This window comes from Pseudarthrobacter sulfonivorans, from assembly GCF_014712225.1.
Classification (GTDB): domain Bacteria; phylum Actinomycetota; class Actinomycetes; order Actinomycetales; family Micrococcaceae; genus Arthrobacter; species Arthrobacter sulfonivorans.
Map to the genome: position 1 here is coordinate 54,270 of NZ_JACXBW010000014.1, position 21,718 is coordinate 75,987.

Sequence of the window (21,718 nt, forward strand, 5' to 3'; positions counted from 1 at the left end):
TTTCCGTTTCAGGTATATGTCGGTTAGGGAATATCAGGCGGAAAACCGTCTAGATATCCAGGAACCTGACGTCCTTGGCGTTCTGCTGGATGAAGTTTCGGCGGGACTCCACGTCTTCACCCATCAGAGTGGAGAACACCTGGTCCGCTGCCAGGGCATCGTCCATGGTCACCTGCAGGAGGGTCCGGTTGTCCGGGTCCATGGTGGTGTCCCACAGTTCGGTGTAGTCCATCTCGCCGAGGCCCTTGTAGCGCTGGATGCCGTTGTCCTTCGGGATACGCCGGCCGGCGGCCTGGCCGGAAACCAGCCTGGCGTCCCGCTGTTTGTCGCTGAAGACGTAATCGTGCGGGGCATTGGACCACTTGATCCGGTACAGCGGGGGTTGCGCCAGGTACACGTAGCCGTTTTCGATGAGCGGGCGCATGTAGCGGAACAGAAGCGTCATCAGCAGCGTCGTGATGTGTTGGCCGTCGACGTCGGCATCAGCCATCAGCACGATCTTGTGGTACCGCAGCTTGCTGAGATCGAAATCCTCGCCGATGCCGGTACCGAACGCCGTGATCATGGACTGCACTTCGGCGTTGCCCAGGGCCTTGTCCAGCCTGGCACGTTCCACGTTCAGGATCTTGCCGCGCAGCGGCAGGATGGCCTGGGTTTCCGGGTTGCGGCCACGCTTGGCGGAACCACCGGCGGAGTCACCCTCCACGATGTACACCTCGCAGCGGGCGGGGTCCTTCGAGGAGCAGTCGGACAGTTTGCCCGGCATGCCGAAGGACTCGAGCGGGCTCTTGCGGCGGGCGTTGTCGCGGGCCTTGCGGGCGGCCATCCGGGCCTGGGCCGCGGAAATGGCTTTGCGGATCACGTCGCGGGCGGGGCCGGGGTTGCGTTCCAGCCAGTCGCCCAGGCCGTCTGTCACGACGCGCTGGACAAAGCCCTTGACCTCGGAGTTGCCCAGCTTGGTTTTGGTCTGGCCCTCGAACTGGGGCTCGGCCAGCTTGACCGAGATGACAGCGGTCAGGCCTTCACGGATGTCATCACCGGTGAGGTTGTCATCCTTTTCCTTGATGATGCCCTTCTCCCGCGCATAGCGGTTGATCAGCGAGGTCATCGCGGCGCGGAAACCCTCTTCGTGGGTGCCGCCCTCATGCGTGTTGATGGTGTTGGCGTAGGTGTGGACGCTTTCGGAGTACGCGCTGGTCCACTGCATGGCCATTTCCAAGGCAATCTTGCGGTCCTTGTCCTCGGTTTCAAAGGCGATGACGTCCTCATGGACAACATCAACCTTCTTGCCTGAGTTCAGGTGCTTCACATAGTCGAGCAGACCGTCGTTGTACTGGTACACCACGGTGCGGTGATCGGCTGCGACTTCGCCTTCGGTGACCACGCCGTCGAGGTCGAGGTCATCGTCCGAGTCGGACTTCACTGCAGCGGGGCGTTCATCCGTCAGGGTAATGCGCAGGCCCTTGTTCAGGAACGCCATCTGCTGGAAGCGGGCACGGAGCGTCTCGAAATCGAACTCGGTGGAATCGAAAATGGTCGCGTCAGGGTAGAACGTCTGGGACGTGCCGGTCTCGGCGGTTTCTTCACCCTTGACCAGGCCGCCCTGGGGTTTGCCGCCGTCGGCGAAGGACATCCGCCAGACGTTGCCCTGGCGCCGGACCTCGGTGTCCACCCGGCTGGAGAGGGCGTTGACCACGGAAATGCCCACACCGTGAAGGCCGCCGGAGACCGCGTATCCGCCGCCGCCGAACTTGCCGCCGGCGTGCAGGATGGTCATGACCACTTCAACGGTGGGCTTGTGCTCGGTGGGGTGCATGTCCACGGGGATTCCGCGGCCATCGTCAACAACCTTCACGCCGCCGTCGGCCTGCAGCACAATCTCGATGTGCGTGCAGTACCCGGCCAGTGCCTCGTCGACGGAGTTGTCCACCACTTCGTAGACCAGGTGGTGCAGGCCACGCGGTCCGGTGGATCCGATATACATGCCCGGGCGCTTCCGGACGGCCTCCAGGCCTTCGAGTACGGTAATGTCGCTTGCGCCGTATTCCCGGGGTTTCACGGCTTCCGCCGGCGTATCGGGCGTCAGGACGTCCTCCGCTGCGCGGTCCACTGCCTGGGTATCTGTATTGTCGTTAGCCACAGGTGCTGTCGACTCCTCTTTTTCGATGATGGCCGGCGTCCACTTTCCCAAGGAAAAAGGCCGCCAACAGGCACAAGCTGATGGCACTGACGAGTGGGTCGACCTGCAGAACCGTTTTCCGCCTGCTGTGCGCGCGGAAAACGGACACAGTCAACGTTTCGCCGGCGCCCAGTTATCTGCTGTGATTCTACCGTGAAATGGGCCGCAACCCCGCATTCCGGAGGCCATGCCGACTCCCGATGTGCCCGTGTGAGGCCGTTGACCGCGCCTAGGGCGCCCTCGCGGTCCCGTCTCCGGGTGCCTATACGCCCCATGGCAGTCAGAGCGCCCTACACGCCGTCGGACCAATATTCAAGAGCGGACGACGGCGGTTAGCCGTAGGTATCGCGGGGCCCGCGGCCGTTGACGGTGCGGCCGCCCTTGCGCCAGCTGGGCGCCGACGGTCCGAGCACCTGGATGCTGGTGACCACGCCGTCGCCGAGTTCGGTGCGGAATTTTTCCAGCAGGCTGAGGCTCAGCAGCCTCAGCTGCGTGGCCCAGGCGGTCGAATCGCAGCGCACGTGCAGGGTGGTGTCGGTGAAACTTTCAGGCGTGCAATGCGCGGAGATTTCCGGGCCCACCAGGGTGGCCCACTCCGCCATGACCGAACCCACGGCCACCGGTGAGGTCCACCCGCGTTCGGCCACCAGGCGTCCCACCACCTTGCCGAGCCCCAGGGGATCCCGCCCGGTGGCATGGAACTGGCTGAAACCGCGGGTGTCCCTGATGCCGCGTTTGGATTTGGCGGCCCCGCCGGGAGGTGACGTTTTGCGGCGGATCTCCCCGCGCGCCGCGGCGGCCTCACGCATCCGGTTCAGTGCAGCCTGCGGCGCATCAATGTTGTCAGGATCCCGGCCGGGCTGCAGCCCGCCCTTCTCGTCCTTATTCATCGATACCTCCCGGGATAACCTTCACCCGCCGGCCGGACAGCTCGGCCGGGATATCGGCGTCGACGGCGGCGGTCACCAGGACCTGTTCCGCGCCGGAGACTATTGCGGCCAGTTTACGCCGCCGCATCACATCAAGCTCCGCAAAAACGTCGTCAAGGATGAGGATTGGCGCAGACCCGCCGGTCCGGGTGTCATCGAGCATCACATAGTAGGAGGCGAGCCGCAGGGACAGGCACATCGACCAGGTTTCACCGTGTGAGGCGTACCCCTTGGCGGGTGCCTCGCCAAGGATCAGTTCCAGCTCATCCCGGTGCGGTCCCACGAGGGAGATTCCGCGCTCCAGTTCCTTGCGGCGTGAGCCTGCGAAAGCCTGGACGTAGCGCTCTGTGAGTTCCACGACGGTGAGATGGCTGAGATCCTCCGTTCCGGCAGAGCCGGACACTGCTGCCCCGGCCCCCGGGGAACCACCGTTGACACCAAATGATGCACCGCCGTCGTCGTCCATCAGGTTCTGGAGGGTGGACCGATACACCGCACCGGCTTCCTTGGAGCCGTCCGTGAGCTGGGCATATGCCTTGGCCAGATGTGGGCGCAGCCGTTCGACCAGTTCCAGTCTGGCGTGCAGCAGCTCGGCGCCGGCACGGGCCATGTGCTGGTCCCACACATCGAGGGTGGCTTCATGGCCGGCGGTGAATTTTCCGGCCCGGGCCGATTTGAGGAGCGCGTTGCGCTGTTTCAGGACCCTGTCATAGTCCGTGCGGGTGGCGGCGTGCCGCGGAATGAGGCTGACCAGCAGTTCGTCAAGGAAGCGGCGGCGGTTTGAGGGATCTCCCTTGACCAGCGCCAGGTCTTCCGGGGCGAAAAGCACTGTCTGGCAGATCCCCAGCAGATCCCTGGCCCTGACCGGGTTGCTGCGGTTGATGCGGCCCCGGTTGGCCCGGCTGGCATTGATTTCAAGTTCCAGCACCGTGGTCTGGCCACCGCGGACCACGCGGGCACGGACGAGTGAGCGGTCCGTGCCAAAGCGGAGCAGCGGACCGTCGGAACTGACCCGGTGCGAGCTCAGCGTGGCCAGGTAGCCGATGGCCTCCATGAGGTTGGTTTTGCCGATTCCGTTGGACCCCACCAGCACGGTGACACCGGGGCCGAGGGCAAGGTCAACCTGGGCGTAGCTGCGGAAGTCGGTCAGGGAAAGGTGTTCTAGGTACACGCGGTCTTCATAATTCTGAGAACCCCGCAGGGTCCCGGGTGGAGGCTACTTGGCGGGACGGGTGGCATGCCCGCCGAATTGGTGGCGCAGGGCGGAAACCATCTTCATGGCGGGCGAGTTGTCCTCGCGGGACGAGAAGCGTGCGAACAGTGCGGCCGTGATGGCAGGGGCCGGAACGGCGTTGGCGATGGCTTCCTCAACGGTCCAGCGGCCTTCGCCTGAATCCTCGACGTAGTCGTCGATGGAGGCCAGTCCCGGATCCTCCTCCAGGGCTTTGACCATGAGATCCAGCAGCCAGGACCGGACCACGGTGCCCTTTTGCCACGCGCGGAACGTTCCGGGCAGGTCATCCACGATGTCCTTGGCGGCCAGCAGTTCGTAGCCTTCGGCATACGCCTGCATCAGGCCGTACTCAATGCCGTTGTGGACCATTTTCGCGTAATGGCCGGCGCCGATGCCGCCCACGTGGACAAAGCTGTCGGCCCGTTCCCCTTCGGGGCGGAGGGCATCAAAAACCGGCAGCGCGTCCTCGATATCGGCGGCGTCGCCGCCGGCCATCAGTCCGTAGCCGTTCTGCAGGCCCCAGACACCGCCTGAAACGCCGCAGTCCGCAAACCGGATGCCCTTCCCGGCAAGTGCGGCACCGTGTTTCTGGTCCTCGGTGAAACGGGAGTTGCCGCCGTCGATCACCAGGTCGCCGGCGTCGAGCTTGTTGCCCAGCTCCGTGATCACCGCATCCGTAATCCCGCCGGACGGGACCATGACCCAGATGAGCCGCGGCGCCGGAACGGCCTTGATCAGATCGTCCACGGAGGCAACGTCAGTGACCTCGGGGTTGCGGTCAAAGCCTGTGACCTCAATGCCGCCCTTGCGCAGCCGTTCGCGCATGTTGAAACCCATTTTGCCAAGGCCGATCAGTCCGATGTGCACGATGCGGGTTCTCTTTCTGCATTGGGTGTCGGTTGTCGTTTTGGGGGGCCCAGAACGACAACCACTGTCTGGGCCCACGCCGCCAGGGTTCCCTGGCCGAGGTTGCGAGGCGAGGGTGGCGGTGGGGACTAGTTGGGGAGGCGGACGGGCATGACCAGGTAACGGTAGTCGTCCTGGTCCTCACCATCGGCGTCCACCTGGGCCGTGATCATGGCCGGCTTCGGCGCCGTGGTGAAGGAGAACCTGACGTACTTGGTCTCGATGACGGCCAGGCCCTCCACAAGGTAGTGGGGGTTGAAGGCGACAGTGATTTCATCACCGGACAGCTGGGCCTCGAGTTCTTCGGAGGCCTGGGCGTCCTCGCCGGTGCCGGCATCCAGGTGCAGGAGTCCTTCGGTGAAGGCGAGGCGCACCGGGGTGTTGCGTTCAGCCACGAGGGACACGCGCCGGACCGCTTCGACCAGTTCCTGGGTCTGCACCGTGGCGTGGATGGGGGTGGAGTCCGGGAACAGGGAGCGGATCTTGGGGTAGTCGCCGTCCACCAGGAGTGAGGTGGTTGTGCGTCCGCCGCTTTCGAAGCCGATGAGGCGGCTGTCATCGTCAGCCAGGGCGAGGTTGATATCGCCGCTGTTGCCGAGGGTTTTGGCTACTTCGTTGAGGGTCTTTGCCTTCACCAGGGCACTGGTGGAAATTCCGGGAGTGGCCGGCTTCCAGGGGACTTCGCGCATGGCGAGCCGGTATCGGTCCGTCGCGAGGAGGGTGATGAGATCGTCTTCGATCTCCATGCGGACACCGGTGAGGATGGGCAGGGTGTCATCCTTGCTGGCCGCGATGATGACCTGGGATACAGCCTGTGAGAAAGAGTCACCCGGAACGGTACCGCTGATGGCGGGTAAGGCAGGCAGGGGCGGGTACTCAGCCTCAGGCATGGTGGCCAGGTGGAAACTGCTGCGCCTGCAGGTCAGCGTGACTTTGTTGCCATCGGTTTCCACGTCCACCGGAGCGGAGGGAAGGCTGCGGCAGATGTCTGCCAGGAGACGGCCGGAGACCAGGATGGTGCCCTCGGTCCTGACGTCAGCCGGAATTTCCAGCCTCGCCGAGGTCTCGTAGTCGAAACTCGACAGGCTGACCGTGCCCGCTTCAGCCTTCAGGAGCAAACCTGAAAGCACGGGAACCGGCGGCCGCGGAGACAACGACCGGGCTGTCCAGGTGACGGCTTCTGCCAGGACGTCCCGTTCGACTCTGAACTTCACGGAAGGGTGCCGCCTTTCATTGCTGCTGCCATATCTGAACCGGAAACTCCCAAGCGGAGCCCAAAAGTAATCGCGCTCCAACCACGGAACCTGCATGGTTCCCGGAGTGCTGAACCACAGAGAAACCCAAGGATGGGAGCGCTGCTGACAGCTTAGCCGGAAGAGCGGGGATTAACCCATCCCCGGTCCTGCCGCCTGGCCATCCGGGGCCGCAGGGCCAGGGTCGGTTCGGGGTGCGGATCGAGATTGTTGTTTGAGGGAAATCAATTTCTTGGGATTAGTAGTGTTAATAACCCCTGTGGAAACTGTGGATAACTCGATCCGGCCGCAGGATCCAGCGGTTAAGCCCTGTTCATCGATTGTGGGCGAGCCAGGTTTTAAACAGGCTGTGGATGGGGATAACAATTTTTCGGTTTTTGCTGATCCACAGGCGCCTTAAGGGTTTTAAGCCCATTAAGCGGGGTTGTCCCCTTAAGTATCCACAGGGTTATCCACATGCACCTGTTAATAAGGTATAGAGGCGGCGGGTCAGGAGTCGCGCTGCTGCTGTTTGATCCGGTTAGTCAGTTCGGTGACCTGGTTGTAAATCACACGGCGCTCAGCCATCAGCTCACGGATCTTGCGGTCAGCGTGGATCACCGTGGTGTGGTCGCGGCCGCCCAGTTCCTGGCCGATCTTCGGCAGCGACATGTCAGTGAGTTCACGGCAGAGGTACATGGCAATCTGGCGTGCGGTAACCAGGGTCCGGGTCCGGGACTTGCTGCAGAGCTCTTCCATGGTGAGCTTGAAGTAATCAGCCGTCTGGATCAGGATTTGGCTCGACGTGATTTCCTGGGCACCGTCGTCGGTGATGAGGTCTTTCAGGACCATCTCAGCGAGGGCAACGTCCACGGGCTGGCGGTTCAGGCTGGCGAACGCCGTGACCCGGATCAGCGCACCTTCGAGTTCCCGGATATTGCTGGAGATCTTGGATGCGATGTACTCCAGGGCATCATCCGGTGCGGACAGACCTTCGCTGAGGGCCTTCTTGCGCAGAATGGCGATTCGGGTTTCCAGTTCCGGCGGCTGGATGTCGGTCAGCAGGCCCCACTCGAAGCGGGACTTCATCCGGTCCTCGAAACCTGCGAGCTGTTTGGGCGGCAGGTCCGAGGTGATGACCACCTGCTTGTTGTTGTTGTGCAGCGAATTGAAGGTGTGGAAGAACTCCTCCAGGGTGCGGTCCTTGCCGGCCAGGAACTGGATGTCATCAATGAGCAGCACGTCCACGTTCCGGTACGTGGTCTTGAAGCTGGCGCCTTCATCGTCGCGGATGGAGTTGATGAAGTCGTTGGTGAACTCCTCGGAATTCACGTAGCGGACGCGGATTCCGCTGTACAGGCGCCTGGCGTAGTGGCCGATCGCATGGAGGAGGTGGGTTTTGCCAAGACCCGAGTCACCGTAGATAAACAGCGGGTTGTAGGCCTTGGCGGGGGCTTCGGCTACGGCAACGGCGGCCGCATGCGCAAAGCGGTTGGATGAGCCGATCACAAAAGTGTCGAAAACGTACTTGGGATTCAGTCGGCCGAATTCATGGGACGTGCTCGGCAGCATGGGCTGCGGCTTCTGCTCGATCAGCTGGTCCGCCGAATAGGAAGGCTCGACGACGGGTTCGGGCTCCTTGTGGATGGGCACGAGATCCGTGTCCACGTCGATGGCGCAGCGGATGTCCTCGGAGAAAACGTTGTGGAGTGCGTCGTCCAGGGCTTCCTTCACCTGGGTCTGCAGGACTTCGCGGGTCAGTTCATTGGGAACCGCTACCAGGAGTGTGGATCCGATCAGGCCCTGTGCCTGCGCCAGGATAACGAAACCCCGCTGCCGCGGCGAAACGCGGTCGTCCTGCTCGAGGAGGCTCACCACGCGTCGCCAGGAACTTCCGACAGTATTGGCGTGGTTGGCTTCGTCTACTGTCATCAATCGGTTCCTCAAACTTGCGTGCCTGCATTACGTTGCAGCCCGAGTCCGGAACCAGGAGTCTGATTCAGCTTCATCCACAGGGTTATGCACAGTCCGTGGATAATCGGCTACTGGGCCACTCTAGGGGATCAAAACGCTAGAAGATAGCTGGGAAGTAGCTTGTGGATAATTACACCTGTGTGGTTCTAAAACGCCCCCTGTGAGCCACTTCATCCACAGGCTGTGGGGGCACGTTTGCCACAGCCCCTGGCCGGCACTGGCGGGTCCGTCGGTTTGACTCAGGCAGGCCGTTTGCCCTAGTGTTGTGAAGTCCTTTGTGTACGCTTTCTGTCCCCATCTGAATCTCTCCAACGCAGTGCGTTTGAGCAGCCGGGGGAAGCGTGCATATACAAAACTTAGCGTCGGCCAGTTCTTCCCAAAATACTGATCGGGTGGGCGCACCTTTGATCCACTGGAGTAACTAACGTGAGCAAGCGGACTTTTCAGCCGAATAACCGCCGTCGAGCCAAGAAGCACGGCTTCCGCCTTCGTATGCGTACCCGTGCCGGCCGTGCCATCCTGGCAGCCCGTCGTGGCAAGGGCCGCACCGAACTGTCGGCCTAAATAACTGACTCGTCGGTTTACATTTCTTTGCGAGTTTAAGGTGCTGGCCACCCGTAACCGTTTGAGGACTGCAACTGATTTTTCAACAACCGTACGTTCCGGTGTCCGCAATGGACGCCGGAACGTAGTGTTATATGCGGCAGCCATCGCTGCCGACGAACCCAGCCGGATCGGGTTCATCGTTTCCAAGGGTGTCGGGAACGCTGTGGTCAGGAACCGCGTTAAGAGGAGACTGAGAGAAGCCGCTGCCGGCTCGCTGCGCGAGTACGGTACCGGGTTCGCCATAGTGGTCCGGGCACTGCCTGCGTCCGCGGCCGCCAGCTGGAACCAATTGCTGGCGGACTACGACTCTGCACTGGAATCGACCACGAGCCGGTTGGGCAGCCGCCTTCCGCGGGCTGCTGTAGACGGTTCAACCGGTACAACACAGGAAGGGACACAGCGTGCATAACGTGACTGCCGCCGTCGTCCACATTCTTCCTGGAGTTGCCGCTGCGGGCAGGGTCATCTGGAACCTGCCCAAAAACATTCTTATCCTGCTGCTCATGGCCTACCGCAAGGTGATTTCACCCTTGTACGGCCAGGTATGCCGCTTCTTTCCTTCATGCTCGGCCTATGCCCTTGAGGCGATCACGGTCCACGGGGCAGTGAAGGGCAGCTGGCTAGCCGCCCGGCGCCTCGCGCGCTGCCATCCGTGGAACGCCGGTGGAGTGGACCATGTCCCCGCCGGCCACCGCCGTTGGCCCGAAAACCGGACCCCCAGAATTGTTGTCCTGAACAACCCGGACAAGTACCTGGCTGCTCAGACTGATGGAGAAGGCCGCGCTGCGGCCTGACGAATAGGGATATCGTATGGACTTCTTTGAAACAATCATGTTTCCGTTCAAGTGGCTGGTGTCCGTCATCATGGTGGGATTCCATGAGGGCCTGACAGTCATTGGGCTGCCTGCGGCCAACGGCTGGACATGGACGCTGTCCATCATCGGCCTGGTGCTGGTGATCCGTGCCGCGCTGATCCCTGTGTTCGTCAAACAGATCAAGGCGCAGCGCGGCATGCAGCTGCTGCAGCCGGACTTGAAGAAACTCCAGGACAAGTACAAGGGCAAGACTGACCAGCTCTCCCGCCAGGCCATGGCGCAGGAACAGATGGCCATGTACAAGAAGCACGGCACCAACCCGTTCTCCGCTTGCTTGCCCATGCTGATCCAGATGCCGTTCTTCTTTGCCCTGTTCCAGGTGCTGTCGGGCATCAGCTCTGCCAAGACGCAGGGCAAGGGCATCGGTGCGATGAGCCAGGAACAGGTCATCCAGTTCGACGAGTCCAGCATCTTCGGGGCTCCGTTGTCCTCCGCGCTCCTGCACGGCGGTGCCACCAATGTCTCCGTTGTTGTCCTCAGCATCGTGATGATCCTGGCCATGACGGCCTCGCAGTTCATCACGCAGAAGCAGATCATGGCGAAAAACATGTCCGAAGAGGCCATGGCCAGCCCGTTCATGCGCCAGCAGAAGATGATGCTTTACATCCTCCCCGTTGTGTTCGGCGTTGGCGGCATCAACTTCCCCATCGGTGTCCTCATCTACTGGACCACCACCAACCTCTGGACCATGGCGCAGCAGTTCTTCGTGATCCGCCGCATGCCGACGCCGGGATCCCCCGCTGCCAAGGCACTCGCCGAACGCCGGGCCGCCAAGGGCCTTCCGGCCCTGCCCATTCTGGGCGGAAAAAAGGCCGACGCCGAAGCGGAAGCAGCTGCCGCCGCGGCGGTTATCGAGCAAAAGGGACAGCGCGTCCAGCCCCAGCGTAAGAACAGGAAGAAGAAGTAATGTCAGCCGAAAGCACCGAAAACGCCCTTTCCGACGAGATCATTGGCGATCAGGACGAAGCCTCGACGGACACCGAAGATAACCCCAAAGGGACTGCCGCGAGCCGCCTCGAAGAGGAGGGCGACGTCGCTGCAGATTACCTGGAGGAACTCCTCGACATCGCAGACATCGACGGTGATATTGACATCGAGGTACGCAATGGACGGACCTACATCTCCATCGTCGCCGAGGAAGAGACCGATAGTCTCGACAGCCTGGTAGGTGAGGACGGAGAAGTCCTTGAGGCCCTTCAGGAGCTGACGCGGCTTTCGGTGCTGTCAGCGACCGAAAACCGTTCGCGGCTGGTCCTGGACATCAACGGTTACCGTCAGCAGCGTGCAGGCCATCTGCAGAAGATTGCTGAAGATGCCGCAGCAACTGTGAAGGAAACCGGCAACGCCGTGGCTCTGGAACCGATGAGCGCCTACGAGCGCAAAATCGTTCATGATGCCGTTGCTGACCTTGGACTGGTCAGTGAGTCCGAAGGCGAAGGCGCCGGCCGCCACATTGTTGTATCCGCTGACTAGAGAATTGCTGAACCGTTAACCATGGTTGATATCACGGCAGCTGAACTGCTGGCGGCGGAGAAGATCTTCGGCGACCGCCTGGACCTGGCGAGGCGCTACGTTGAACACCTCGCAACGTCGGGCACGGAACGCGGGCTCATCGGCCCGCGTGAGATTCCGCGTTTGTGGAGCCGGCACGTACTCAACTGCGCTGTCATCGAAAGCGTGATCGCGCACGGCAGTCACGTCGCCGACGTCGGAAGCGGTGCGGGGCTGCCGGGACTGTGCCTCGCTATTGCGAGGCCTGATCTGGAGCTCACTTTGATCGAGCCCCTGGAGCGCCGGGTTATCTGGCTCCAGGAGGTGGTGGATGATCTGGGCCTGACCAACGTCACGGTGATGCGAACACGCGCGGAGCTGGCGGTAGGCATGGTGGACGCAGACGTGGTCACGGCACGGGCCGTTTCCGCGCTGAGTAACCTGGCCGGCCTCACGATTCCCCTGCTTGCGGGCAAGGGTGAGGTTGTGGCGATCAAAGGCCGCAGCGCCGGTGAAGAGATCGAAAAGGCCGCGAAAGTGATCCGTAAACTTGGCGGCGTGCAGACGTCCGTGGTCACCGTTGGTGAAAGCCTGCTGGAAGAGCCCACAACTGTGGTGCGGATCGTAGTAAACAAGTCCCGAAAGATTGCCTAGTCCTGGCCCGGTAACCTAGGTCTGCAGGGCGAAGCGGTTAGGCTAGACAACGGCAGCAACAGCTGAACGAGAGTGAGTGTGTCCCAGTGACCAGTAGCGAAGCCCACACACAACGGATTCCCCCGTTTGTGTCTTTGGGGTCAGCACGTTCCTTGGCTGGCATGGGTTCCGCACCGGTGCGCGGCGAGAATCATCCGAATCCGGTTGCGGGCGTTGCCAGTTTTGCGTCTGTTTCACGTGAAACGTCGGGCGGCAAGATGAACGTCATCGACACGATGGACGACTCCAGCCCCATTGCCCGTGAGCTTGCGCATGAGACCAAACGTCGGGAGCGCCTCGTAGGCAGGGAACTGCCCAAACCGGACAAAACCCGCGTCTTCACGGTGTCCAACCAGAAGGGCGGAGTGGGTAAGACAACCACTACCGTGAACATTGCTGCGGCCCTTGCTGCTGCCGGCCTAAATGTTCTGGTTATCGACATTGACCCGCAGGGCAACGCCTCCACCGCCCTTGGCGTGGAACACCACGCCGATGTGGACAGCATCTACGATGTCCTGATCAACGACTTCCCCCTGGCCGATGTTGTGGCACCCTGCCCGGACATCAGCAACCTGATCTGTGCGCCTGCGACCATTCACCTGGCCGGTGCCGAGATCGAGCTTGTTTCCCTGGTGGCGCGGGAGCAGCGGCTGCGCAGGGCCATCGACGTCTACGCCAAGACCCGTGCCAAGAACGGCGAGGAGCGTCTTGACTACATCTTCATTGACTGCCCGCCGAGCCTGGGCCTGCTGACGGTCAACGCCTTCTGTGCCGCCGGTGAAGTCCTGATCCCCATCCAGTGCGAGTATTACGCCCTCGAAGGCCTCAGTCAGCTCCTGAAGAACATCGAGATGATCCAGAAGCACCTGAACGCTGATCTGGTGGTCTCGACGATCCTCCTGACAATGTACGACGGCCGTACCAACCTGGCGGCCCAGGTCGCAGCAGAGGTTCGCCAGCACTTCCCGGACCAAGTCCTGGGTGCCGTGGTTCCCCGTTCGGTGCGTATCTCGGAGGCCCCGAGCTACCAGCAGACTGTGATGACGTACGACCCTTCCTCCAGTGGAGCCCTGTCCTACCTGGAAGCCGCAGCGGAAATCGCTGAGCGCTAGAATCTTCAAAAACTGCAACAACCGGAGTCCGGCAATGCCGGATTCTTCCATCGGAGGGATTTATCCATGAGCGAGAAGCGACGCGGCCTGGGCCGCGGTCTTGGCGCACTCATTCCAAGTTCCGCCGCTGTCAACGGGGCGGGTAACGGGGCACCTGCGTCGCGACCCGTGGACCTGTTCTTTCCGGAAGGCCGGAAAAAAGTTGACTCCTCCGTCGGTGCCGGTGAGGCGACTCTGTCCTCGACCACGGGTTCTCCCGTGGCTTTGGTGAAGCAGTCAGCCGCCGGGGATGTTGCGGTGACGAACGATGAGGCTGCCCCGAAGGGCGCCTCCCCCGCGAAGCCAAGCACCAAGCCGGCCGGGGGCCCTGCATCCGCGAAGGCTCCGGCCAAAGCTCCGGCGAAGACCCGAGCAGCCGTGAAGTCCGGGGATGTAGCTCCGGCGTCGGCCGACGATACTGTCGGGCCTGCCAAGGATGCCGCGGCTCCTTCTGCCGAAGTGCAAAACGTTGCTGAGGACAATGGCGTCGATTTGGTTGAGGTCCCGGGCGTCAGATTCGCCGAGATCCCGGTCACCGACATCCACCCGAACCGCAAACAGCCCCGTTCGGTCTTCGATGAGGACGACATGGCGGAGCTGATTCATTCGGTTCGCGAAATCGGCGTTCTCCAGCCAATTGTGGTGCGGACTTCAACCGAAAAGGGTGGCGAGCCCTATGAACTGGTCATGGGTGAGCGCCGCTGGCGTGCGGTGCAGGCCGCGGGCTTGGAAACCATCCCTGCCATTGTCCGCGATACTACTGATGATGACCTGCTCCGGGATGCCCTCCTGGAGAACCTGCACCGCAGCCAGCTGAACCCCTTGGAAGAGGCGGCCGCCTACCAGCAACTCCTCGAGGATTTTGGGACCACACACGAGCAGCTCGCTGATCGTATTGGGCGTTCCCGCCCGCAGGTTTCCAATACTCTCCGGCTACTGAAGCTTCCGCCCTTGGTTCAGCGCCGCGTCGCGGCAAGTGTCCTCTCGGCCGGTCACGCCCGTGCCCTGCTCGGCCTGCCGGACGCTGCTGCCATGGAGCGCCTCGCACAGAAGATTGTGGCTGAGGGAATGTCCGTGCGGGCGACCGAAGAGGCCGTAACGCTGTACCAGGATCCCACCAAGCCGGCCAAGAACAACATCCCCCGTCCCGGCGCCCGGCACGAACGGCTGGACTACTTGGCCTCATCTCTGTCCGACCGGTTGGATACCAATGTGAAGATCTCCCTTGGCGTCCGAAAGGGCCGCGTGAGCATCGAATTCGCGAGCGTTGAGGATCTGAACCGGATCATGGACGTTCTTGCCCCTGGATCTGAGAACTAACCCGTCTGATCGTATTTTATGGAGGGCCTGTTTCACTTGAAACAGGCCCTCTTCTTTGTCTCTAAAGTGCCGTGAGATGGAGCTGCGATAGGGTGCGTTCCACATAACTGGTCCCTTCGCCATACGGACATTGCGTTGGGGAGGTGGCCGGGACGGCGGTTCGGACCGTTTCCGCGCTGCGGCGGCCGGTTAAGAGCGTGTGGTGCACCTGGGGTTGTCCCTGGCGTAGTGCCAGTCGTCGCGTCCATGCGGATTCCGATGGGGCTGTCGTCGACTCCAGAAGGATTGCCCTAGGGTTGTCCCCCGGTTCGAGTACGCAAGCAGAATCTCGCACATGTTCGCATGGCGAAGTTGAGCCATGTGAAGGCACGGTCTCGCGTTCTGCAACTCCAGGGCTCCCTTTTCCCTTCGCCGCTCATGACACTTTGCAGAGAAACGCACTCAACTGCGGTCCCGGTCGGTGGATGCGGCTCTGCAATGATTCGATATATCGGGCCTGAGAGTCAGCGCAGCGACCGGCTGGATGTCCGGTTTTGAGCGCGCCAGGTGTTGTTGTGCAACGGCGAATGGGTTGCCGCTGCTGTCGGTCAGAAATGGCGATCCCCCGTACGAGGACGTACGGCATTGAGCTCGACGTCGTTTCGACGTCCGCTCAGATGCTCGGGTGTTCCGGAATAGCTAGGGCGGGAATGCGCAGTTTCACGTGAAACATTGGCGGAGGGGCTGCCGCATACCGCCGCATCCCGCCGTATACGGGACTCCTCGGAGCAGATAGCTGGGAGAATTCACAGCCACCCGCTGTCTAGAAAACCTCAAAGGTTGAGTGTGGCAGCGCAGACCCCGCTCTGATCAGCCTAGAAGCGCCCCAGATTCCTCCATTCCAGCGGGCCGCCTCAACCGCCCACCGCAGGGGCGCAGGGCCTGCGACTCCTGGGCCAGTGTCGCAACGGCCAACACCGCGGCAGATGGAACAGCGGCTGCCAAAGTTGAAACCCGGATGTCCGATGCGTCTGGTCAGCGGTGCCGAGATGCGTCGGGATTACTGTCACTTGCCCTACTGCTGCCGAGACGTCTCGGATTTCTCCGGTCGATTCCTGCGATTGGACCGCCCCTGGGACCCAGCGGCCGATCAGCCCCGTGACCAGATAAATGCGTCGTCTACTGCCGGCAGCCGTGGGTCTTATGCATCCGGCAGCCTCACGGGCATGCCTGCCCGAAGCAAACCCCGCAATGTTTCACGTGAAACAGGAAGAGACCGTCGAGCCGACGCAGGGGAACCGCATCGGTTGAGAGTGCCATGAGTGAGTTGATAGGGGGTGCGATCGCGTGCGCAGGGCGGTGCTCAGCCAGTCAGGTGCCAGAAGACGGCCGCGTATTCACGCTGCGTCGGAGTGCGTGCTCCCGTGTACTTGACGCCCCCGCGCATCGATCGCGAGCGTTCGACGAGGCTACATGGGGGCCGCGGCGGCAGCGGGACCGCAGCGTGCCGTGTGCGGGCGGACGGGGCGTAGAAGGTCCACTCCGGGGCCAAGGCGTCCCGACGGCCCCAGTATCTTCGCTGCCCCATTCAAACATTGGACGGCTTCCTCTTCGCTGACAAGAACCCGGCAGGCGCAAACACGGATGGCCCAAGTGGCATGAGGACTGTTGGACGAAGAACTGGAGGACGGCCGTGCGGACAGCCGCTGTGGGTGACTCTGCCGTACGTACCCGTTTATTGCGGCTCCCAAGTCGCTCCATGCCCTGGGACTACCACAGCAGGCAAATGAGCGAGCCCGGCGGTGGCTGTCAACTGGTGTCATCGCCAGTGCAGTCGCCTGCGCGCGGATCCATGCGGTCCGGAACGAGAGCACTCAGCGGACGGCCAGTGTTGCAGCAGGCATGGCTAGCCCAGGCGGAACGGGTTCGAGGACCGCAGATGGCCGTGATGATGGAAGCCCGGAAGATCGGGGAGATCGACGATGTGGAGGAATAGAATGACACCCGCAGAAGCCGGCTGCCTGGTACAACATAACGGCTGTGGGCCCCGTGCCGGCCAGCGTAACTCTGTAGGAGTTCGGCCGTGGGTTAGTAGGATCCATGTTCGGCGGTCCCAACTTATCGCGAAGCGGGCAGTGTTGGATGCTCCCCCGGGCTGTGTCTCTGTTGGCCTGTGCCCATGCCCTGGACCAACCGATGGCTCAGCGCATGTTGGCCTCGTAGCATCAATAGGTGCCTCGGTTTACCGGAGGGGTAGGTCTGTTCTGTGGAATAACCGGTGATTCGCGATATCGGGGGCCCGCATTCGGGAGAGAAAGAGGGTACAGTGCCGCGCCCCGCTGACCATCTTGAGGGCCGATGCGAACGTCCTCCCGGACCGCGAACTGCAGGAATTCCGCAGCTCCTTGGGTGAACAAGACCACCAAAGTTCGTGGCTGGCGTGGGTCCTCAATCGGTGGATAGTGCTGTGGATAACTTTGTGGAAGGAAGTGCGTAGCGACGTGGATAACATGTGCCGTGTATCGCATCCGGCGAGGCCGAACGCTGCTGCCCTGTTGCCGGGATGGTTGATGAGTGCGGGTGTTTCACGTGAAACAAGACCAAGGGCACTGACAGCGGTCTGGTCTGGACGAGGAATCGCCAAAAACCGGCTGATTGACAGTGATTTTTCCGGCTTCCGAGCCCGAATCCGTCGCCGAGGCATCTGGCTGTATCCGGGTGCGCACGGTCTCCCGCTGCCTGCATTCTCCGGCCGATTCGTGCGCTACGCCTCCTGACCGGTATTGGAGCTTGACTGGCAGTGGATAACCCTGTGGAAATCCCTGTGGATAGTGCTGTGGATAAGCTCTGGGGATAAAGCAACAATTGCGGTTCTGCGGGCCGAGCCAAATGCGTAGGCGCTGCATCATCACCACCGTGATCACACCACGCTCATGGCCCTCTGAAGGGGCACCATCCCATCGTTCTCGACGGCTGACAGGAACACAATATGCCGGAGTGTCTACCAGCCGAGGGTCAGACGCCCGCGGCGTGTTCAATGGAATTACGCTCGCGAGGCATAGCTGTGCGCTGCGCGGCCTGACTGACGAGCGACCTGTGGCCCGTCCACTCCGCGTGTACATCCATACAAAGTGAGGGTCCCAAGTTTCGGATCACGGGTCCCCGTGTGCTTGTTGGTTCGGCTGGACTTGATGCCTGGGCTGAGTGCAGGTGCAGTTGCAACTGCACTTGCCGGGGCTGTTTGAATTGCGCCCGGTGCTGGAACGCGAGAGCTCCGGGTACAAGGTAAAGTGAGCGCAGCCATGGCGAGGTTCGGGCATGCCCGCTGGGGACCCAGGCTCGGGACCGAAGTACTGAAGGGGCACTGGACGGGCGGGCACTAAAGCGGATCACCGGCCAGTAGGAATTAGCCGGCCCCACAGCTACTCCCCTCATGACTTCAGCACCAGGTACGACCAGTTTCTTTGGCACCAGCTGCGCCGGTGACGAAACCTTCGGGTTGGCAGCCTTCGTGCCGAGACGAAGCGTGGTCAGCGCAGCCCGAATGATGGTGACGGATAGTAACCTTACTTTGTATTTCCGGCAGGTTTTCCCAGGCGGTTGTCCCCAATAGGGCGGATGAGCCCCGGCAGTGCCGCTGAAGGTTCACTGGAATGCTTGTTGTATCCGCAGGTGCTTCACGTGAAACGTCTTGGCGCAGGTGGGAAGCATCAAGGCAAACTCCCGCCCCTCCAGTTCCGGAAGCCCGGTAACCCTGCTCAGTTCTCCCCAAACCTTCTGCGTGGAGGTTGGGCCGGTTCGAGTGGCGTTTCACGTGAAACATATACAGGCGTATGTGGACGGCGGGCATCCGATTACCCGCGGGTGCAGCCACCGGATCTTTGCGCCGACGGTCACTGGCTGACCGCGCGCCCCGAGTCATACAGGCACCGCGCTGAACAGAACGATAGGTTGGATGCCTCGGATTTGCCTGTGTATACGAGTCATCCGGGAGATCCTCCGGCCGTTGGGAGCGACGCGACCGTCTATGCAACGGTCCTACCGCGCGTGAAAGAGGCAGAAGGATGGGCCGTTGCCGCGGACTGCCCGCGACTGCACCGTTCTTCCGCTGACCTGCTGATGCGGGTGTGCGCTGCATCCCGCGGGGGTGATGACATTCGGTGGTTGCACGCGAATCCCGGGCCTTAGTGTAGAGAACCCAGAATGGAGCGTTCGAGCTCTCAGATTGTCCGGTGCAAGCATGGAGGATGGGACGGTGGTTTTCGTTTCCGGGATGGCGTACCGTAAAGGATTCCTTTCCGCGGGGACCGACTTCAGTCCGACAGAGTGTTTCCTCATCGGGATGAGTCCCAACAGTCTGCCGTATCGGCCAATCCCCTACCCGGTCGTAAGCAATTCGCAGCGGTACAGGCCGCGATACAGGCGTATTCCTCGGGATCGGTACATGCCCTTACCGGACTCCACAGATCTCGTGAGCATGTAGGCGGTCTCAATAAGGTTAGGTTGCCCAGCATCCGACCGTTGGCCCTATCGTTGGACCGCACCCAATGGGTTTGCCGCCCCGCTGCGGTTGGAACCGCGTGCGCACTACCCCATCCATGGCTGGTGCATGAGTTCCCGTACCGGAGTCTTCCCGCGGATAGTAAAGACGGCATCGCTGTAACAAGGCTGTCCATTTGATGCTCAAGGACCGGAGACCCTGGGTTGATGAAGCCAACATCTCACGGTGGAGGCTGCGAAGAAGCGCACGGTTCATTAAGGTGTCACTGCTCGTTCCGATTGGACGTTGAATGGGGACGAGCACCTCTGTTGGTTCCGGCGCGGGGCGGGGTTGCGATAACCGGCCTAACCCTTCAGGGTGCCTGTCGCTGTGGCTCGGGACGGCTCAGGGTGTTTCACGTGAAACATGCACGGTGGTGCCTTTGTTTCACGTGAAACATAGCTGTGGCAACGGCCTCCCGCTTTGGGCTACATCGTCGTGGAACGTGACGTGCGGGCGTGCTGTGCCCCCAACTGGCGAACAGTGCCGCGATACATAATCCTAGTTTTGCAGTACGCAAGCACTCAGTTGCGCGGTAGACCAAGCGCTGGCCAAGCAGGGACTGATGTCATCCAGGCGCCATACGCCGAACGCCTATCGTGGAGGCCACTGTCGTCTCGGGAGCCCCACCCGCGGTTCAAGGACGTGGGCTCCTGCGACCAGAGGCGTCCATACGCTGCGTTAACGCGGCCGAGTGCAGATGAAACTGGGCCTGGTGCAAGCCCAGGAGCCGCTGAAACAGAACGTCCCGGCCGTGCACAGTGGACTGACCGCGGAGGCCCCAAGCCATGACAGCAGCTCGCGCTGCGTCTGGCCGAGAGGAGCCTCCCCAACCCGAGACAGCAGTTCGCGGTGGACTTGCAGAAATCAAATCCTGAACCGGGGTCTCAATCCCGACTGCTTCCGAGTACACCCCTCACCCCGGTGATGTTTCACGTGAAACGGGGCAGCGCGATCCCCGCACTTGATACGCATCGGACGTCACACCGTTCTCGCGGGTTCGAAGCGTATTGAAGCGGCACTTGGTCGCGATGTGGGGCCAACCGTAGTGCATTCTGATCTTCGGAAGCAGTGCAGGGCGATCAGGAGCACAGGGCAGCGTTAGCCAACCTAAAACATCTTCCAAACGGATAATAAGTGCCGGCCTTAAACGGCCGTGGCCACGGCTTCACGGAAGCAGTGGCCACAAATGCCCGAGGGCACCGTTTCACTTAGGAAAGGACGTCAGCAAATTCTTTTTCGAAGTACTGCTTGGGCCGGGCTCCGATGACGGTGCTCTTGACCTCGCCGCCCTGGAAGAGGTAAACGGCCGGAATGGACGTAATGCCGTACTCGGCCGCAATGCCCGGGTTGTCATCGACGTTGACCTTAACCACGTCGACCTTCTCGCTGTACTCAACGGAGATCTCATCCAGGATGGGTCCCAGCTTGCGGCAGGGGCCGCACCATTCAGCCCAGAAATCCACAATGACGGGCTTGTTAGCGGACAGGACATCCGTGCCGAAGCTTGCATCTGTTACGTCTTTAGCGTTACTCATAGCGTTGTCTCTCTCTTCGTATGCGGTGCCGCGTGTTACGCGTGCAGGTCTGCGAGGTAGTGCTCCACGTCGATGGCTGCGACACAGCCGGAACCCGACGCAGTGATGGCCTGACGGTAGGTGGGGTCGACAACGTCGCCGGCGGCGAAGACGCCCGGGACGCTTGTCCTGGAGCTCCGACCATCAACGGCGATGGTGCCCTCGGCCGTGATCTTCAGCGTGTCCTTGACGAGGTCAGTACGGGGGTCGTTTCCGATGGCGACGAACACGCCGGTAACAGCGAGGTCCGAAACGGTTCCGTCTTGGAGGTTCTTGATCTTGAGGCCTGTGACTTTGTCCTGGCCGATGACGTCGTCAACAGTGCTGTTCCAGATGAACGAAATCTTTTCGTGGGCCAACGCCCGGTCGGCCATGATCTTGGAAGCCTTGAGTGAGTCTCGGCGATGAACCACGGTGACGGACTTAGCGAACTTCGTCAGGAAGAGTGCTTCCTCCATGGCGGAGTCTCCCCCGCCGATGACCGCGATGTCCTGGTCCTTGAAAAAGAAACCGTCGCAGGTTGCACACCAGCTGACGCCGTGACCGGACAGGCGCTTTTCGTTGGGCAGGCCCAGTTCCCGGTATGCGGAGCCGGTGGACAGGATGATCGCCCGCGCGCGGAATGTCTCGCCCGTACCTATAGTGACGGTCTTGATGTCACCTTCCAGGTCCAGTTCGGTGACGTCCTCAAACTGGATCTCCGTGCCAAACCGGGCTGCCTGCTTCTCAAAGTTCTCCATGAGGTCGGGCCCCATGATCCCTTCAGGGAACCCCGGGTAGTTTTCGACGTCGGTAGTGTTCATCAGTTCGCCGCCGGCGGTGACTGAACCAGCCAACAGAAGGGGCTTCAGGTTGGCTCGGGCCGTATAGACCGCAGCCGTGTACCCAGCCGGGCCCGAGCCGACGATGATGACATCACGTACTTCGGACGCGGTGTTTTCTGCGTTGCTCACTGAACGGTGAACCTCTTCCTTAATCGATGCGCCGGTTTTCTCGTCCGGCCACATGGCACAACTGAATCTTGGTGGCGAA

Annotated in this window: 16 protein-coding genes; 8 read left to right on the forward strand and 8 right to left on the reverse strand. The window is 61.6% G+C overall.

Annotation, left to right across the window (positions count from 1 at the left end):
• Nucleotides 1-49 precede the first annotated feature (49 nt).
• The 6 genes from gyrB to dnaA all read right to left on the reverse strand — a co-directional run bounded on the left by gyrB (nt 50) and on the right by dnaA (nt 8,412).
• Nucleotides 50-2,140 (reverse strand): DNA topoisomerase (ATP-hydrolyzing) subunit B, encoded by a 2,091-nt coding sequence (gyrB, locus tag IAQ70_RS17065; RefSeq protein ID WP_190990517.1) that lies wholly within the window; start codon nt 2,138-2,140, stop codon nt 50-52.
• 371 nt (nt 2,141-2,511) lie between these two features.
• On the reverse strand, nt 2,512-3,069 hold the full coding sequence (locus IAQ70_RS17070) for a DUF721 domain-containing protein (protein ID WP_190990518.1): 558 nt from the start codon (nt 3,067-3,069) through the stop codon (nt 2,512-2,514).
• Nucleotides 3,062-4,279 (reverse strand): DNA replication/repair protein RecF, encoded by a 1,218-nt coding sequence (gene recF / locus IAQ70_RS17075; RefSeq protein ID WP_190990519.1) that lies wholly within the window; start codon nt 4,277-4,279, stop codon nt 3,062-3,064. Before recF ends, IAQ70_RS17070 begins: the two co-directional genes overlap by 8 nt.
• Nucleotides 4,280-4,324: 45 nt before the next feature.
• A complete protein-coding gene (gene gnd, locus IAQ70_RS17080) occupies nt 4,325-5,209 on the reverse strand; it encodes a phosphogluconate dehydrogenase (NAD(+)-dependent, decarboxylating) (protein ID WP_190990520.1) in 885 nt (294 codons plus the stop codon).
• 128 nt (nt 5,210-5,337) lie between these two features.
• Nucleotides 5,338-6,462: a DNA polymerase III subunit beta gene (gene dnaN / locus IAQ70_RS17085; RefSeq protein WP_190990521.1), complete on the reverse strand. Its 1,125-nt coding sequence runs from the start codon at nt 6,460-6,462 to the stop codon at nt 5,338-5,340.
• A gap of 528 nt (nt 6,463-6,990) precedes the next feature.
• The gene (gene dnaA, locus IAQ70_RS17090; RefSeq protein ID WP_190990522.1) at nt 6,991-8,412 is read right to left on the reverse strand and encodes a chromosomal replication initiator protein DnaA; all 1,422 of its coding nucleotides are present in this window, start codon (nt 8,410-8,412) and stop codon (nt 6,991-6,993) included.
• 468 nt (nt 8,413-8,880) lie between these two features.
• Between dnaA and rpmH the strand changes: the two genes are divergently transcribed.
• The 8 genes from rpmH (at nt 8,881) to IAQ70_RS17130 (ending at nt 14,590) form a co-directional block, all read left to right on the forward strand.
• Nucleotides 8,881-9,018, forward strand: a complete 138-nt coding sequence (gene rpmH / locus IAQ70_RS17095; RefSeq protein ID WP_003800212.1) for a 50S ribosomal protein L34 — start codon at nt 8,881-8,883, stop codon at nt 9,016-9,018.
• A 40-nt stretch (nt 9,019-9,058) separates the two neighbouring features.
• A complete protein-coding gene (gene rnpA, locus IAQ70_RS17100; protein ID WP_190990523.1) occupies nt 9,059-9,469 on the forward strand; it encodes a ribonuclease P protein component in 411 nt (136 codons plus the stop codon).
• A complete protein-coding gene (yidD, locus tag IAQ70_RS17105) occupies nt 9,462-9,854 on the forward strand; it encodes a membrane protein insertion efficiency factor YidD (RefSeq protein ID WP_190990524.1) in 393 nt (130 codons plus the stop codon). Before rnpA ends, yidD begins: the two co-directional genes overlap by 8 nt.
• A 16-nt stretch (nt 9,855-9,870) precedes the next feature.
• Nucleotides 9,871-10,842, forward strand: a complete 972-nt coding sequence (gene yidC, locus IAQ70_RS17110; protein ID WP_190990525.1) for a membrane protein insertase YidC — start codon at nt 9,871-9,873, stop codon at nt 10,840-10,842.
• Nucleotides 10,842-11,408, forward strand: coding sequence for a Jag family protein (locus IAQ70_RS17115; RefSeq protein ID WP_190990526.1), 567 nt, complete (start codon nt 10,842-10,844; stop codon nt 11,406-11,408). Before yidC ends, IAQ70_RS17115 begins: the two co-directional genes overlap by 1 nt.
• A 21-nt stretch (nt 11,409-11,429) precedes the next feature.
• Entirely contained in the window at nt 11,430-12,080 is a 651-nt protein-coding gene (gene rsmG, locus IAQ70_RS17120) for a 16S rRNA (guanine(527)-N(7))-methyltransferase RsmG (protein ID WP_190990527.1), read from the forward strand.
• Nucleotides 12,081-12,166: 86 nt separating this feature from the next.
• Nucleotides 12,167-13,231 (forward strand): ParA family protein, encoded by a 1,065-nt coding sequence (locus IAQ70_RS17125; RefSeq protein WP_317983694.1) that lies wholly within the window; start codon nt 12,167-12,169, stop codon nt 13,229-13,231.
• Between the two features lie 66 nt (nt 13,232-13,297).
• Nucleotides 13,298-14,590 (forward strand): ParB/RepB/Spo0J family partition protein, encoded by a 1,293-nt coding sequence (locus IAQ70_RS17130; RefSeq protein ID WP_190990528.1) that lies wholly within the window; start codon nt 13,298-13,300, stop codon nt 14,588-14,590.
• A 5,730-nt stretch (nt 14,591-20,320) separates the two neighbouring features.
• Here the strand turns inward: IAQ70_RS17130 and trxA are convergent.
• Nucleotides 20,321-20,647 carry a thioredoxin gene (gene trxA, locus IAQ70_RS17135; protein WP_190990529.1) on the reverse strand — a complete coding sequence of 109 codons (327 nt, stop codon included), beginning with the start codon at nt 20,645-20,647 and terminating at the stop codon, nt 20,321-20,323.
• A 35-nt stretch (nt 20,648-20,682) separates the two neighbouring features.
• Nucleotides 20,683-21,639 (reverse strand): thioredoxin-disulfide reductase, encoded by a 957-nt coding sequence (gene trxB, locus IAQ70_RS17140; protein WP_190990530.1) that lies wholly within the window; start codon nt 21,637-21,639, stop codon nt 20,683-20,685.
• Nucleotides 21,640-21,718: the final 79 nt, after the last annotated feature.

Excerpts from the sequence above, each read along its gene's own strand:
- IAQ70_RS17070 (WP_190990518.1), bottom strand. The coding sequence starts at position 3,069 with ATGAATAAGGACGAGAAGGGCGGGCTGCAGCCCGGCCGGGATCCTGAC.
- dnaA (WP_190990522.1), bottom strand. The coding sequence starts at position 8,412 with ATGACAGTAGACGAAGCCAACCACGCCAATACTGTCGGAAGTTCCTGG.
- yidC (WP_190990525.1), top strand. The coding sequence starts at position 9,871 with ATGGACTTCTTTGAAACAATCATGTTTCCGTTCAAGTGGCTGGTGTCC.
- IAQ70_RS17115 (WP_190990526.1), top strand. The coding sequence starts at position 10,842 with ATGTCAGCCGAAAGCACCGAAAACGCCCTTTCCGACGAGATCATTGGC.
- rsmG (WP_190990527.1), top strand. The coding sequence starts at position 11,430 with ATGGTTGATATCACGGCAGCTGAACTGCTGGCGGCGGAGAAGATCTTC.
- IAQ70_RS17130 (WP_190990528.1), top strand. The coding sequence starts at position 13,298 with ATGAGCGAGAAGCGACGCGGCCTGGGCCGCGGTCTTGGCGCACTCATT.
- trxA (WP_190990529.1), bottom strand. The coding sequence starts at position 20,647 with ATGAGTAACGCTAAAGACGTAACAGATGCAAGCTTCGGCACGGATGTC.